Annotated in this window: 14 protein-coding genes; 9 read left to right on the forward strand and 5 right to left on the reverse strand. The window is 52.9% G+C overall.

Going from position 1 to position 14,412, the window contains the following annotated elements; translation table 11 throughout:
- Nucleotides 1-40: 40 nt before the first annotated feature.
- From ACW9KT_RS09005 to ACW9KT_RS09015, 3 genes are all read right to left on the reverse strand, one after another.
- Nucleotides 41-1,057 carry a DUF3871 family protein gene (locus tag ACW9KT_RS09005; RefSeq protein ID WP_457079494.1) on the reverse strand — a complete coding sequence of 339 codons (1,017 nt, stop codon included), beginning with the start codon at nucleotides 1,055-1,057 and terminating at the stop codon, nucleotides 41-43.
- 128 nt (nucleotides 1,058-1,185) lie between these two features.
- The gene (locus ACW9KT_RS09010; protein WP_457079496.1) at nucleotides 1,186-1,542 is read right to left on the reverse strand and encodes a hypothetical protein; all 357 of its coding nucleotides are present in this window, start codon (nucleotides 1,540-1,542) and stop codon (nucleotides 1,186-1,188) included.
- Nucleotides 1,543-1,635: 93 nt separating this feature from the next.
- On the reverse strand, nucleotides 1,636-1,938 hold the full coding sequence (locus ACW9KT_RS09015) for a hypothetical protein (RefSeq protein WP_457079498.1): 303 nt from the start codon (nucleotides 1,936-1,938) through the stop codon (nucleotides 1,636-1,638).
- A 537-nt stretch (nucleotides 1,939-2,475) separates the two neighbouring features.
- Here ACW9KT_RS09015 and umuD point away from each other — a divergent pair.
- The 3 genes from umuD to ACW9KT_RS09030 all read left to right on the forward strand — a co-directional run bounded on the left by umuD (nucleotide 2,476) and on the right by ACW9KT_RS09030 (nucleotide 5,969).
- Complete coding sequence (gene umuD, locus ACW9KT_RS09020; RefSeq protein ID WP_133272476.1) at nucleotides 2,476-2,946, forward strand: translesion error-prone DNA polymerase V autoproteolytic subunit; 471 nt, start codon at nucleotides 2,476-2,478, stop codon at nucleotides 2,944-2,946.
- Entirely contained in the window at nucleotides 2,930-4,255 is a 1,326-nt protein-coding gene (locus ACW9KT_RS09025; RefSeq protein ID WP_457079500.1) for a Y-family DNA polymerase, read from the forward strand. The genes umuD and ACW9KT_RS09025 overlap by 17 nt, the downstream gene beginning before the upstream one ends.
- 265 nt (nucleotides 4,256-4,520) lie before the next feature.
- Nucleotides 4,521-5,969 carry an FG-GAP-like repeat-containing protein gene (locus ACW9KT_RS09030; protein ID WP_457079502.1) on the forward strand — a complete coding sequence of 483 codons (1,449 nt, stop codon included), beginning with the start codon at nucleotides 4,521-4,523 and terminating at the stop codon, nucleotides 5,967-5,969.
- Nucleotides 5,970-6,003: 34 nt separating this feature from the next.
- Here ACW9KT_RS09030 and ACW9KT_RS09035 read toward each other — a convergent pair whose 3' ends face one another.
- Nucleotides 6,004-6,369, reverse strand: a complete 366-nt coding sequence (locus ACW9KT_RS09035) for an HIT family protein (protein ID WP_457079504.1) — start codon at nucleotides 6,367-6,369, stop codon at nucleotides 6,004-6,006.
- A gap of 3 nt (nucleotides 6,370-6,372) precedes the next feature.
- A complete protein-coding gene (locus tag ACW9KT_RS09040) occupies nucleotides 6,373-7,389 on the reverse strand; it encodes a hypothetical protein (protein ID WP_457079506.1) in 1,017 nt (338 codons plus the stop codon).
- 88 nt (nucleotides 7,390-7,477) lie between these two features.
- On the opposite strand from ACW9KT_RS09040, the gene ACW9KT_RS09045 reads away from it, so the two are divergent.
- The 6 genes from ACW9KT_RS09045 (at nucleotide 7,478) to ACW9KT_RS09070 (ending at nucleotide 14,249) form a co-directional block, all read left to right on the forward strand.
- The gene (locus tag ACW9KT_RS09045; RefSeq protein WP_457079508.1) at nucleotides 7,478-8,917 is read left to right on the forward strand and encodes a P-loop NTPase fold protein; all 1,440 of its coding nucleotides are present in this window, start codon (nucleotides 7,478-7,480) and stop codon (nucleotides 8,915-8,917) included.
- Nucleotides 8,918-9,231: 314 nt separating this feature from the next.
- The gene (locus ACW9KT_RS09050; RefSeq protein WP_457079510.1) at nucleotides 9,232-10,584 is read left to right on the forward strand and encodes a hypothetical protein; all 1,353 of its coding nucleotides are present in this window, start codon (nucleotides 9,232-9,234) and stop codon (nucleotides 10,582-10,584) included.
- 1,041 nt (nucleotides 10,585-11,625) lie between these two features.
- The gene (locus ACW9KT_RS09055) at nucleotides 11,626-11,982 is read left to right on the forward strand and encodes a transposase (RefSeq protein WP_457079512.1); all 357 of its coding nucleotides are present in this window, start codon (nucleotides 11,626-11,628) and stop codon (nucleotides 11,980-11,982) included.
- 173 nt (nucleotides 11,983-12,155) lie between these two features.
- On the forward strand, nucleotides 12,156-12,602 hold the full coding sequence (locus ACW9KT_RS09060; protein WP_457079514.1) for a carboxypeptidase-like regulatory domain-containing protein: 447 nt from the start codon (nucleotides 12,156-12,158) through the stop codon (nucleotides 12,600-12,602).
- 11 nt (nucleotides 12,603-12,613) lie between these two features.
- Complete coding sequence (locus tag ACW9KT_RS09065; protein WP_457079516.1) at nucleotides 12,614-13,909, forward strand: carboxypeptidase-like regulatory domain-containing protein; 1,296 nt, start codon at nucleotides 12,614-12,616, stop codon at nucleotides 13,907-13,909.
- A 79-nt stretch (nucleotides 13,910-13,988) separates the two neighbouring features.
- Nucleotides 13,989-14,249, forward strand: a complete 261-nt coding sequence (locus ACW9KT_RS09070; protein WP_457079518.1) for a transposase — start codon at nucleotides 13,989-13,991, stop codon at nucleotides 14,247-14,249.
- Nucleotides 14,250-14,412 lie beyond the last annotated feature (163 nt).

Consider the following 14,412-nt stretch of genomic DNA (forward strand, 5'->3'; position numbering starts at 1 on the left):
TGGAAATAGCGAGGGCGGGTCTTGCGTTTGGTGCTAAATATTACCGCAAATACCAACTCGTGCTGCGTCCCTCGAGCGCGTGCTGCACCTGCTGGGCAAAGTCCAGGGCATTGACGGAGCGGTCCAGAAACTGGTCGAGGTAGGTGCTCTTGTTAGCCCCGGTGAACAGGTTGTACAAGCGCCAGAGGTTGATGTCTCCTTGCTCGTCGCGGCAGAAGCTGGGGTCGCGGTAGTAGTCGCGGCAAACCGCGGCCAGCTGCTGGTCCCCGTAGAGCAGGGCTGGGATCTGCTGCTTGGCCGCCGGGGGCAGGTGCTGATACATGCGGCAGCGCCCCAGCAGCTGGGCGAATTGCTGCTCGCTGAGGGTGTACTCCGTCAGGGCCTGTAGCTGGCGCAGGTGGCGGTGCTGATCGTAGGAGTGCAACAATTGGTAGACGGCCTGGTGCAGCTGCTCGAGGCTGCTCACGCGCAGATCGCCCAGGTAGCCGTCGGTGCGCACGCACAGGTTGGTGCAGACCAGGTTCTGGAAGCCCACGAACAGCTTGAAGTGCTCCACGGCTCCCTTGCGGTTGTAGAGGTTGTCCAGGTTGTAGGCCTTCACCCCACCCACCTGTAGGGTCAGGCAGTTGCCGCCCACCGTATCGAAGAGCGTGGGCACCTCGATGCAGAACATCATGCGCTCGTAGTAGAGCGTGCACTCCCAGTCTTCGAGCTGAGTTGCCGGCTTGTCCTTGGCCTCAGGGATGCGGCCCTTGATGGGGTGCGACACCCTTACCTGGGGCTGTAGGATTTGCTCGCCCCGGAACACATCGGCCACGGCCTGGGCCGTGACCTGGATGAAGTCGGCCTGGCTGATCAGCGGCTCATTGTCCTTGACAAAGACGGGGATGATGTGGTCGCGGCGGATGTTGGCGAAGCTGGTGGCCGTGGTGTTGGCCTCAATAAAGGCGCGGTCGGAGGAGGGTGCAACGAAAGAGGCCGACACTTGCGGGCCGGCCTCGGGTTGCACGTGCATAAGGGCGGGGGCGGCACTAAGCCGAATAATCGAGTTTTCCATGAGAGTTTGAAGGTTGAGTGTACAATAGATTACTGCCGGCGCTACTTAGCGTCAGATCGTTGGTAAGCAGATGTTGTTTCTGAAACTGGAAATCGAACTTGAGCACTGATTGATGCTTAGTAGCGATGCTATAGTAGAGCTCTATCAACTCGTGCAGGGTCAGGCACGCTTAATGGCTGCACGGATGTGCTCCTCGTGCGGGGACGAGGAGCCGGTCTGACACCATTGTAAAAGTGCCAGTCCAATTTTAGCGCTGAGATGGACAGGTCCTTGGTCACTATAGAGCCTAGTCCGGTCTTTGGAGGCTGTGGCCTCTGGTGGCGCAAATCCAACTCAAAGACGAGGGTGAACTCGTAGTCCAAGCCCTCGCGCTGGATGCTTCTCAACCCTGCCTTTTCGGGTACCTGCTCGCGGTTCTCCTCCGATAGGGTGTAGTCGGTCTTGGCCCGTACGGTAGCGATGATGTGGGCGGAAGAATGAAGCAAGCGCTGGATGAAGGCCGTATACCGAGGGGTGACCTTGGCCCAGGAACTTAAGCTGTTGCCGGGTAAGGAGGCGTGGTAGTCGAGCAGGTGTTCTCACTCCGGCGTAATGGAGTCGAGGATAATGATCTGCATACCCGCTTGCTCACACACGCGGATGGCCTCGGCATAGCGCTCTGGACTGAATGGGAATGATAGCCGCAGCACGCGGTACTCGCCCAAGTCATCGTACAAATCGGCCGAGCCGTTCTCACTGTCAATCACGGCGACCTTGGACCAATCGCCCCCGGCCAGGCCTTGGGCAACCTGTATAGCCCCCATGGTTTTGCTCGCCCCGCTGGGCCCTTGCAGTAGCAGGCGCATCTGGCATTGCTGTCTATCAGCACGCTGTAGTTTCATAACGCGTAAAAGGTTAAATGTGGAAGAGTTAACTCGCATCTCCGATGCAAGCAGTCGCAGAAATAAGGATCGCTGCTGCTTGAAGGGGGGGGTAGGGCCGTTGTCGTAAAGCCCCCGGGGCTTGGCGATAGGCTGGTCGGTCCACCCGCTGCCTCCCGAAAATTTTTCACAAAATTTTTTCCAACGCCAAAAGCCTGGCATGTGGAAGCAGGGCTTCCTGAATGACCATTTAGGTCTTAGGAAGGAATAGACCTGACGGAAAAGGCTAGGAGTGAAGGGGCAAATCCCGCCGTAGCTATGTATTATAATTACCACAGCAAGTATGTCACCTCAAGGGTTCGGCTGTGTTTTACAGCTGCGTGGATACTTGCCGCTTACGCACGCACAGATAGTTGGACTCTAAATCAGTCCTTTCCCCTTAGGTGTAATAAGGTGGAGATAGAAGAATTGCTTGCTGTGCTAAAATTGTTGGCAATACATTATGCTAATTAATTTAGCAACACGTATTATTGCAGCAAACCCACCTGTGTTGTTGTTATGAGCCGCGTCGTTGTTCTCGATATTCTACGGAAGCCCCTGCTGCTTCCTTTCTTTCAGTCGTATGTCCCGGCTGGCTTTCCTTCCCCAGCGGAAGATCATTTGGGCGTCAAGCTGGATTTAAACGCCATGCTTTTGTCACACCCTCACGCGACGTACCTGGTGATGGTGGAGGGGCATAGTATGACAGGCGGTGAGTCCGGTATTCGGGACGGGGCCTTGCTGGCCGTGGATTGCCGCCTAAAGCCCCGTTCCAATGACGTGATCATTGCCGTGGTGGAAGGCCAGCACACCGTTAAGCGGTTGGTAGAGCGTAGCCCGGGCTCTTGGTGGCTAGTACCCGATAATCCGATGTATCCATCTATCCCGATTGGGGAGGAGCCCGACTTGTTTGACTGCTGGGGCGTAGTCACGCACGTGCTCACTGAAACCCGGCCAGGAAGGCTTTCGCGCTATGTTCGCGTTAGTTGATGGTAACAACTTCTACGTAAGCTGCGAGCGGGCTTTTCAGCCCCAACTCCAAGGCTTACCAGTAGTGGTCTTGAGCAATAATGACGGCTGTGTGGTCTCGCGCTCGGCCGAGGCCAAGGCGCTAGGCATTCCCATGGGCGAGCCCCTCTTCAAGATCAAGCCCCTGGTGGCGCAGCACGGCATTCGCGTGCTGTCCAGTAATTACGCTCTCTACGGGGATATGTCACGGCGGGTAATGGGCTACTTGGCTGACGTAGCCCCTGAGTTGGAGATTTACTCCATTGACGAAGCCTTTCTGAACCTAGCTGGCATGGAACGCTGGCTGGGGGGACTGGAAGCCTACGGCCGTCGTATCCGCCGAGAGATTAAGCAGTGGACCCACATTCCCACCTGTGTCGGTATTGCCCCGACCAAAACGCTGGCTAAGCTGGCCAACCGCATCGCCAAGAAAAACCTGGACTTAGATGGCGTGCTGTACTTAGACTCGGAGGAAAGAAGGCAGTGGGCCTTAGAGCGGGTGGCCGTGCAGGATGTGTGGGGCATTGGCCACCAGTATGCAGCCAAGCTCCACGCCCACGGTATCACTACGGCGGCCGCGCTGGCCCGCGTGTCGGAGGCGTGGGCCCGCAAGCATTTAGGCGGGGTGGTGGGTGCAAGGCTGGTACGCGAACTGCAGGGCGTTTCTTGTCTGGCGATGGCACCGAGTGAAGATGGCACCCTGTCCCGACAGAGCATTGCCTGTACCCGCACTTTTGGTAAACCTTTGACAGCTTATCAGGACGTGTTAGGAGCTGTAGCCGCGTTCACCACCCGCGCGGCCGAGAAGCTGCGACGACAAGACTCGGCGGTGCAGGTAGTGACCGTGTTTATCAGCAAGAACCGGTTTGGCGGTGAGCCGCCGCCCTACACCTCTTCGGCCACGCTGACCTTGCCTGTGGCCACGAGTGATACGGCGGAATTGATTCGCTACGCCCGCGCAGTATTGAAACGGCTCTGGCAACCCCAGACGGCTTACAAAAAGGCTGGTGTTGTCTTTGATGGGTTAGAAGCAGCCGGTCAGCAGCAGTTGAGCCTGTTTGAATCGACAGCGCAAATTCAGCAGCGGACTAAACTCATGGCCGATCTCGACAAGCTCAATAGTCGTTATGGGGCGGGGACAGTAGGCTTTGCAGTTGCTCAGCGATACAAGACCAGCAACGGAGCCTTATGGGCTGGAAAGAAGGAGATGATGACTCCAGCCTACACCACTTGCTTGGAGGAACTGTGGCGGATTAATATGGATGGGATTCCATTAAAAAGCATATGCTAGCATGCCGACGCCTAGTTTACCCGTCTATAGGACCTGGTTCTGGCGAGCTGTATCAAACGGTAACTGCGTTACCTCACTATAGGCCACATACTCATTGACCGCTGGGTTATTGCTGTTATTAAGCAAGCGCCTTATTTCTGTTTCGCAAATACTAACCATTTCCGTTGATAACTCATTGACTTGAAAGGTATTTAGTTTAACTCTATTGCATTATATATTCATTAGTTCGAAATTTTATTACCAACACCTCTATCGCATTAGCTAAATGAACTCCTCTTTTGAGTCAATGTCTAAGGATAACCTGTCTGCGGTTTTCTTGCTTGTAATCTATATGCTGACCTCAGGTGCATATGCTCAATCCTTCGCCCCTGTTATAACATACACTACCTCTTCCAGTGGAAGTGGTCCAAGGGGTTTGGCGGTTGGCGACGTAAACGGAGATAACCAGCCGGATATCATCTATATAGAGGGTAATCCGGTCGTGAGAGTGTTGCTAGGGCAGCAGGGTGGGAGCTTTGTAGCTGCGACTACCTATTCTATCCCCTTAAACCCTAACGATGTTGCAATTGGTGACATGAATGGTGACGGTAGGCAAGATGTAGTTGTAGCTGGTGGTACCGGGCCTATCAATGTTGGGATAATGCAGGGGCAGGCTAGTGGAGTGCTAGCACCCGCAACCGCCTATTCTACAGGGAGTAGCTATATCGCAGGCTTGATCTTGAGGGACTTTAACAGCGACGGTCAACTTGATATTGTTACTTCTAACTACAACACGGGCACAAACCCTAATACTAATAATGTATCAGTTCTACTTGGGCAAGGTAATGGCCAGCTCTCGCCGGCTGGTTCATTCCTAACCGGAATGCCAGTTAGCTTTGACATTGGAATGGCCTTGGGCGATGTGAACGGTGACGGATTATCTGATATCGTCACCACTACCAACGGTGCAGGCACTAACAATGTGAGTGTTCTGCTTAGGCAGAGCGGCGGGGGTGTAGCGTTCGATCCTCCCCGCACCTTCTCGGCTGGCGGTTCGCCGGTACATGTAGTCTTAGGTGACGTCAACGGAGACGGCTTACTGGACATAGTTACAGCTAACCGGAACGCAAACACCATTGGCCTCTTGCTCGGGCAAGGCGCCGGTACGTTCACATCTGCCAGTACATATGCTGTCTCAGGGTTTCCTACCCGACTAGCACTGGGCGACCTAAATGGTGATGGGCGATTAGACGTAGTTGCAAACAACCGGGTAGCAAATAGGGTAGAGGTGTTGCTAGGAAAGAACGGTGGGGGATTTGATCCAGCATTGTCTTTTAATGTAGGTGGTGAGCCATATTATCTAGCGCTCAGTGATTTAAATAAGGACGGCAGGCTCGATATCGTCACAGCCAACCTTACTGGTCCGTTCAGCGCGACGGCAGGCGTACTACTCAACACAGGCACTGTACTTACCAGTCCAATCCCAGTATCAGCATCGGCAGTAACTCTATACCCTAATCCAGCCTTAGAAAACTTTACGGTGCTGTTGCCAAATCGGATCAAGGCAATGCCTATACAGGCGGTGTTGTTTAACGCTTTAGGACAGGTAGTGCGCCGGATAGAGGCTATTCCTGCTAAATCTTCCTTCACCATCTCTACCGTTGGCCTACCTTCAGGCGTATACACTTTGCGCTTAGAACCAATAGCAGTTGTTAAGCGTGTAGTGGTAAAGTAATCTTTATAAGCGTAAGTTTTTCGGTAATAGGCCTTTAGTAGTAGCCCTTGCCAGCTACACAATGTCGAATGCCACCGCGTGGATCAGCCATATCATCCTGGTAGCGGGGAATAAGATGGCAGTGAAAATGGGGCACGGTTTGACCCGCAACGGTGCCGCAATTCATGCCTATATTATAGCCGGCTGGAAGGTAGGTCTGCTCTACCAAGTGCTTGGCCTGCGCGATGACTAAAGGTAAGTGCTGCTGTTCCTCAAGCGTAAGGGCGAAGTAGTCTGCTCGCAGCTCATTGGAAATGATGAGCGAGTGTCCGGGCGAAACTGGATACTTATCCAGAATAATGAAGAAGTGAGCATCCCGGTAAAGGATACGCTCGGCGGGCAGCTGCAGAAAGACGCTCATAGACTAGAAGGTACCGGGCAGTTCCACCGCCGGTTGCCACTCGTGAATGGCGTAGTCGAGGGCCAACTGGTAGTGGCGCTGCAGGAAATGTCGGCGTTTTTCGGGCGTAGGGCCCGTCTGGTTGATGATCGTTTCGGATAAGGGATGTTTGCTCTCAATGAAGAACTCGTTGCGCTGGTGCAGCCGTTTTAAGAAACGCACGTGCGGCACCCGGGCGCTCTTTTGGCCATTGATGCTTCGATCGGCCAGCACTAGGTTCCACACGCCATTGATATTGGCCGGCAGGTGAATCTGTTTGTGCAAGTGCGGCAGAAAGTGATCCACAGCGCAGAGCTGTGCAGAGCCCGGCACAATGCTGATATTCTGTAAGCTGTAGAAGCACTTGCCCTTCTGGTAGCCGTTCAACGCATCCCGCACGGAGGTGATGTTCACCCGGCGCAGTAGATCCCGCTGGATGAAGAATTGGCTGGCGGCCTCGTCATACTCCACCTCGAGCACGTTGGGGCTGACGTTCAGGTTCCAGGCCGTTTCTACCAGCCGCCACCGCGCTTCCGCCTCTTGGGGGAGGTTCTGGAAGTGAAACGACTCTTTCAGGCGCAGAAAGTGATCAGTGAGCGTGAGCTGGGGCTTGCCGTTGACTTTGTGCTGCTCATAGAAGGGCTGGGGCAACAGGCCCCCATTGACCACTTGGAAGGCATCCAGCACGTTCACAAAACCTAATTGCTCGGTTTGCTGCAACAGGCGCTCCTGTGAGACTTGATTCGCCAGAAACTGGCGGCATATAGTCAAAAACTTGCTCGACGCCGCGCTGCCTTGCTTGTCGTGCTCGCGCAAATGCTCGACTATGTGCCGAGCAAAGGGTTCGGCTAAGTCGGAGAGGGTAATGGTGGTGGTTTCGTGTTCGGCGAGTTCCAGCAACGTCTTGGCAAAGGCAAACTTGTAGGTCGCCGAGTTTTTGCCGAAGAGGATGAGAGACCGCCACTGTGATTCTAGCGAGGGATCGTTGACTTGATACTGCACGGAAGAGCCTAAAGGAAATAACCCAACTTACGTAATACTAGATTTACCACGCACATTTTACTAATATAAAGGGTCAAATGCCTTCTATATGTCCACCCCAGATGCGACGACTGCGCTGAACGATAGCTCCGAGTTGGTAACCCTAACCCAGCGCTTCGTAGTTCAGCGCCGGGCCCTTCGCTGGTGTAGCGCATTATTAGTGGGAATATGGGTGCTGCTGGGTACATTATTCCTGCTAGCCCTAATGGAAGCGATACCGAGTTGGCTCCATACTCATGGCTCGCTATTTGGCCTCGAAGCCGAACGGGTATTTCTCATTTCTCTCGTGCTGTTGGGGCTGGGTTGCCTTACAGGCTTGGCGGCACTTTACTTACTCGACGAGTTCAATCGCACCAAGCAAGCGTTTTTTCGGCAGTCGCAACGCCCGCCGCAGGTGGCATACGTATCTACTCCGCGGGGCTTGGCTGACCAGCCGGCCGACCAAGATGCGCTGGGCTTTGGCATCTTGACCAAGGCCATTTGTGAGTTGCTGCAACACCCAGCTACGCAGGCCCCCTACAGCTTAGTGCTGTCTGGAGGTTGGGGCTCAGGCAAAAGCTCGCTGATGGCCCAAATACGTAGCGCCCTAACAACTGAAGGCACGAGACCCGCCTTTCAAGACCTGTGGTTTAACGTATGGCACTTCCAAAGCGAGCAGCACCTGCTCGCTACCTTTCTGGGCACCATCCTAGCCCGGTGCGAGGCGATGCCGGGCTTTCACCGGCGCCTGTGGTGGCAGCGGCTGCGCAGCCAAGGGTTCTGGGAAGCCTTGCGCACGGCCTTCGTACTGGCGCTGGGGCTGGCGGGCGCGGGAGGGTTCCTCTACGCGCTGCTGCAAACCGGGCTGGCGGACGGCGGAAGGGTGGCCCCGGCGGCGGCCCTGTTCGGAAGTGCAAATAATCCAGTCGACAAGACCGCCCTGCTGGCGTTCATAGCAGCTTGGGGCGGGGCCGCCTGGGGTCTGCTCAAAACCTGGCAGGAGCGCACCAACCTGCTAGCTGGCCTCGTGCCGATGGAACGTTTCCGGCTAGAGGCCGCACGGGCTGATGCCGGCTACCGCCGCAAATACCAGCAAGAGTTCCGTCTGCTGATGCGGGCCACCCCGCCCCACACCCGTTTCCTGATCTTCATCGACGACGTGGACCGCATTCCCGGAAGCCGGGTGCTGGAGCTGCTGGAAAGCATCAACTTCATCTCCGACACGGCCAGCCAACTTGAGGAAGAGCGGCAAGGCGAAGCCCGGTTGTATTTCGTGCTGGGAATGTACGTGCCGGAAGTAGCCCGCACCCTGGGCGAAGCCTTGGACGCAAAGAGCCGTCTGCCCGAAGACCAAGCAACCCGGCACGCTGCCCGCTACCTAGCCAAGCTGGTTGATTTGGTGGTGCCCTTGCCAAGCCTGCAAAACTGCACCCCTGACCAACTCAACCACTTACTCTTCGGCAGCGAAGCGCCCACTCGTACACCCAGCATGCCGCCGACCACTGCATGAGAACCCACAGGCAACGCATTCGACGACAACTGATAGCTGGCTTGGTAACTATCCGTGCGCACTTCAGACGGCTCGGCACGTGGGTCGGGCAGGTCAGGTGGCAGCCGCTACTAGGCAGTGTAGCCGGCGTGGCGTTGGCAGCGCTAGTATGCCTTGCACTGACAAACTCGGCCGAACCCTCTCAACCCTCTCGCTCCGCCAAGGTGGGCCGCCATACGCTACCGCAACGCATCCATGCCCTCCTTACTGTTGCCCCAAACCTTGATTATGAGTATAAACAATTCACTCTGCAAAGGTACCTCTTGGATTCGCTGGTGAAAGTCACTGCTCAACTGCAAAGACTTGACTCCAGCCGCCACAGCCTATCGCTAGGGGAGCTACTACGCTTCCGTCGGCAGGTCATCGCCCATAACATGCAGCTTTACAACAGCCTAAATTATTTGCGTGGACTAAATGTAAATAATGTGGCCGATTTAGATTCAGCTAATGCGGTTGCCATTCGGACTCGGCGTTTGAGTTTACTATATGGACTGCGTAAAAACCAGGCTGCCTCCCTAGACGTTCTCGACGCCATCCAGCAAGATTTGGCCACCCTGCAGTTGCGCTACTTGCAGCAACCCGGCCAGCAGGCCAGCCTGCTGGCTGCTTACCGACGCGAGTTGGCCCTACTTCAGCTTAGTGACGCGCAAGCCCAGAAGTTAAAAAAACCAGACCTGCCGGACTTGGCGGCGCCGGATTCGCTTCCGTCCCGGCGGCCGTCTCCCGACTCCACCACGCTCATGCAGCAAAAGCTGGCCTTGGTTAACACTTTGGAGCTACAACAGGGCGAAGCAAGTACAAAGCGCGACGGCATTGCCCGGCAGTTGCTGGACTCGTGCCATCGAGAACTGCATTTACTACGCTGGCTGGACTCCTGCCGCGCCCAGCAAGACTATCTATGGCATCGCAAAGGGAGTTTATCTAATTTTTCAAAGGAAGACTTAAGAAATTATTACGAATCGATATATACTAGAGCTAAACTACTCCCCCGTTGGCAGTGGCAGAACTATTTTGCTTTCTTTGTATTAGGGCTGGTGGCGCTGCTGCCCCTGGTTCTGGCTGGCTATGGCTGGTACCAAACAAGGCAGGGGCTGCAACAGGCCAAAAACGCACCGGCCCAGCAACGCGAGCCTATGCTACTGCAACTGCTGCTGCTGGCCTATGCCGATCACATCCGCGCCCTACTGCGCACGCCCCGTCAGATTAAGCGCTTCGTTGGTAAGGTTCGCCTACAGCACCATCTGCTTGGGTCGCTGGCGCAGGGGCAGGGGAGAACCCGCCCTTTCAGTTTCGGTCCGGCCGAGCAGGTACTGGCCTTCGTGCTGCTGCTACTCATTGAAGAAAACGCTCACGTCAGCTCACAGCAACTGGACGAAGCCGCCTTTACGAAGCATCTGCGCGAGGCTTACCCCGTTGCCTTGGCGGCGGGCCACCTGAACGCGGCAGTAACCAAACGCTTCGCATTCTGGCGAGGCAAGGTATGGCTGCGGCCGGAGCCGAATACTGCTGCTAAGGCCCCACTCCTCGTTTTTGGCGCCTTGCTACCCGAGGATACTTCCTTTTTGAATAGCAATCAAGCAATGCTACTTAAGCAGCTTTACTGGCTAAATGCGGGCTTACTTGTATGAGCACAAGCCCACTAAAACGCACTCATGCTAGGTATTATATTGCAAAATATTGCAAAGGCGATGCTATCATAAAAAGACATCTTCTCGACCGACATGCTAGGTTTCATGAGGCTTCTCTCTATGGAGAAGCCCCATTTGCTTGATGATGGCTTAGACATCTTCTTGCTGCATTGGGGCGGCTACTTCTTTTGCTAACGCGTTAGTTCCACTATGGTATGAATGACTCGAAACGAGCAGCGTGACTTGGTGTTGCTGAGCTTACAGATACTGGATCTACTAGCTAGTTTGTCACGACAAAGTTAAGAAGGCTCACGCAGGTGGTTGATGCGTGTACTCCTACGTGTACTCTTTTAAAGACAAAATACCCTCTACGATACCGTAGAGGGTATTTTTGGTGGTCGTGTAAGTACTCGAAGCCGCTATCCGTTACTTTTTCTACCATCTGGGAGGGGGGAATTACGAAGCTCTTTACGACGCACTGAATAAGCTCAAAGAAGGATCCGAAGTGTTGATTGGTTTGCCAGAATTGACTGCTGTCTGCAAGCAATCACCTCATCTATGAGAGGAGTCTTGCTAAACTATTACATGCACTTATACTCCATTTTGGGACCATCTAGTCATTAAATACGCAGAATATAATGGGTTTATGATGAACATTGTGGTCCTCTTATAAACCGACGATAGATAGCAACTCGCTTTCCACGACTTGCCACGGCTGATCCAGATTTACGGTTTTTACGCATGGCGTGGGGCGTGCCTTCTACTTGGTAGCGAAAGTGATAGGCTTGCTCCGTAACGGGGTACAGAAGGATGGCTTCCAAGGGGACAGGTCCTTGGCGGGGCTGCTTTAAGTAGGCGTAGAGTTGGTAAAGGTGGCTGGAGGCACGCTGCGTTGAGATACTGGTCGACAATTTGCGGCACCTGCTGCACACCACCCAAGGCCACTCGCCGGAGCCTTTGGCGATGCTGCACGACAGTCGAACGCTGCAAAGCAGGCCGGAAAGTGGCCACCGGGCGGGCTAGCGCCGCAAAGGCAGTAAGGTGCACTTGGCCGTCGACACGCTGGGCATTGGCGGCGCTGGTCACGCCAGCCAATGCTCAGAACCGGGCACAGGTGGCGGCGCTTGCCGAAGAAGTGCAGGCTATCACGGGCCAAACTATGATGCTGGTCTATGTCGACTAGGGCTCTACCGGCCAGGAACCGGCGCAGGCCGCGGCGGCCCAGGACATCGAATTGCACGTCGTCAAATTGCCGCAGGCCAAGCGAGCCATTTACTGCCCATGCGCTGGGACGTCGAGCGCTCCTTTGCCTGGGCTGCCCGCTTCCGATGCTTATCCCGGAATTATGAACGACTCGCCAGTACCTTGGAAGGCATTCACTACCTCGTCTTTGCCTGATTGATGATGGTCAAAGCAAATCATATCAACCTGCTGAGTCATTAACACGCTCTAGTTAGACCACCGCCAGAAGATCATTCTTCATTCGAAGCCGCTTATATACAATACTTGCCATAAGGAGTATCTCAGTTTAAGCTTAAATATTAAATTGCATAATCAGTAACCTTCTCGTTATGACTTCTAGAGACAAGGCAGCAATTGTGATTGCTCTAATAGCCGCTGTGGGTAGTATCATAAAACTAGCCGTTGATCCCATCAATAAGGACGTGAAGACTTCCCAAGAGCAAGCCCAACCTACTCCCAAAGTGCCAATCGCACCATCTGCTGTTAAGGAGCAACCCAGTTTGGGAGCCGAAAAAATTATTTTATCCGGCCGAGTCATAGATGCTGAGAGCGAACTGCCAATAAGCGGTGCACATGTTAGTATAGAAAGTTCAGGCGTACCACCCTATACTTACACTGATAATAAAGGTGTTTACCGTATCGCTTTTGATAAAAATGATGAACATGCTTCTTTTAAAATAAGGGTAGATGTACAGAAATACAAGGTGTTTAATGAGTATTTATCTCCTAATCCTCAGAAAGTTTTTCAGGATATACGATTAGCGCGTACATTTTAAAGTAATTAACCATGTGCAAGATTATAGTTGCTATCTGCATTTTGTCTAACCTGTGTCTGTCAGCGTCCGCAATTACTAAAGCGGCCGACATTTCATCAGCAATATTAATTAATGGAGGATCACAATCTCAAAAAATTGTTCAAATAACAGGTAGGGTTTCTGACACAAACCTAAATGTAATCACAAATGCTAAAGTTAGTATAACAAGTAGAGGAGTGCCTAAAGAAAAATACACTGACAGCAGAGGAATATTTGATATAAGGGTAGAATTAGTAAGTGGTATTAGTTACAGCCTTTTGGTTGAAAAGGAGGGGTTTAAGAAGTTCACTCGGGTATTAAGTGCTAATCCGGATGGCACGTTTGATTTTCAGGAAGTACAATTAACAAAGATACTGTCAACACGGACGGGAAAGGGTACCCCCTCAATTACCCACGTTAACCCTAATAAGGTGACGCTTTATCAGCAAAACCAGGAACTTGCTGGACTAAAAAGTAAGCTTGAGTATGCTATCGATGAAGCCGCATTTCGTCAAGCTTCCAGGGATGCAAGCCAGAAACTCGCTATTTTAGCAGCTTCGCCTACATTAAGCCTAAAACAGAGAAAGTTAATCGAGTCGCATGAATATTTATTTAATTTTTTAATTCGCAGGTATGAAGCTTATAGTAAATTACGCATCGAGTTAGAAATAATAGGAAAAAACAATTCACGGATGCTTAACAACATGGTGAAAACTTATGAGTTGGATGCGTCCAAGTATGATGGCGGGAAATTGTTTAGAGCACAATATGATAGTCTGCTTGAAGCTGAAAGAGTCCACTTTAATGCGTTTTCTGATGCAATTGTTTCAGAAAGAATAGAGTTTAATACTTATAAAACAAGTTCACAATTTAAAAGTATCAGTCCTATTTGCTCCACAACGGTTGAATCCTTTATGAAGAACCAGCCTTCGCTAGAAATCATGCTTGATACTTTAGAGAAGTCCCAGAATGATGCAAAAGCCATATTCAGCCAAGTCGTTGAATCTGACAAAATAGGCCGGGCTAAATTTAATGACAATGCGAGGCAAGTAAGTATTCGCAGAGAACTGATTCAAAAAATTATTGAAAGGAGCGAGTCTTCGAAGGACAACCCCCATCGTGCTACTTTTCTGCGCTATTTCTATGGTATTGCACGATTAACGTTTCCAATGGGACTTAGCTGTTATGGAGACGAATTAAACTTAAAAGATTTTATTGCGAATACTAAACAGGAAATGCTGTTATGTATTTTTCGGGTTACGACTTCGTTGCGTTCAACTAATGGCTAATAGAATCAATAACCGCTGGCGTCAAATATGTTTACGACTGTCTCTCAATGCTAATTCCCTAGTGCGTGTTAATGTCTAATTGAGGGAATTTGGGGATGAAAAACTCCATCCTGATTATCCGAGTGATGTAAGCGACGACGAATGGGCGTTTGCCGCACCCTACCTGACGTTGATGAGCGAAGCGCCCCCTCAACGGGAATATCTGCTGCGGCACTTGTTCAACGCCGTGCGCTACCTGACCCGCACCGGGGTGCCGTGGCGCTACCTGCCTAGCGAGTTTCCGGCTTGGCCGGCCGTGTGCCTGCAACTGCCGCGGCTGGCTGGAGTCACGCTGCTTTGAATCAATGGTGGATGACCCGCGCTAGCTGCTGCGCACGGCCGGCCGGAGCCCTCGGCCATCCTGCTCGACAGCCGCACGCTGCAAAGCATGCTGGAAAGCGGGCACCGAGCCGGGTATGGCGGCGCTAAATATGACGTCTTAAGATTGGGTGGTAGCTAGTAGC

Source organism: Hymenobacter sp. HD11105 (genome assembly GCF_054051685.1).

Coding starts and splice junctions, on each gene's coding strand:
- ACW9KT_RS09005 (WP_457079494.1), bottom strand. CDS start 1,057: ATGGAAAACTCGATTATTCGGCTTAGTGCCGCCCCCGCCCTTATGCAC.
- ACW9KT_RS09015 (WP_457079498.1), bottom strand. CDS start 1,938: ATGAAACTACAGCGTGCTGATAGACAGCAATGCCAGATGCGCCTGCTA.
- umuD (WP_133272476.1), top strand. CDS start 2,476: ATGAGCCGCGTCGTTGTTCTCGATATTCTACGGAAGCCCCTGCTGCTT.
- ACW9KT_RS09025 (WP_457079500.1), top strand. CDS start 2,930: ATGTTCGCGTTAGTTGATGGTAACAACTTCTACGTAAGCTGCGAGCGG.
- ACW9KT_RS09030 (WP_457079502.1), top strand. CDS start 4,521: ATGAACTCCTCTTTTGAGTCAATGTCTAAGGATAACCTGTCTGCGGTT.
- ACW9KT_RS09035 (WP_457079504.1), bottom strand. CDS start 6,369: ATGAGCGTCTTTCTGCAGCTGCCCGCCGAGCGTATCCTTTACCGGGAT.
- ACW9KT_RS09045 (WP_457079508.1), top strand. CDS start 7,478: ATGTCCACCCCAGATGCGACGACTGCGCTGAACGATAGCTCCGAGTTG.
- ACW9KT_RS09060 (WP_457079514.1), top strand. CDS start 12,156: ATGACTTCTAGAGACAAGGCAGCAATTGTGATTGCTCTAATAGCCGCT.
- ACW9KT_RS09065 (WP_457079516.1), top strand. CDS start 12,614: ATGTGCAAGATTATAGTTGCTATCTGCATTTTGTCTAACCTGTGTCTG.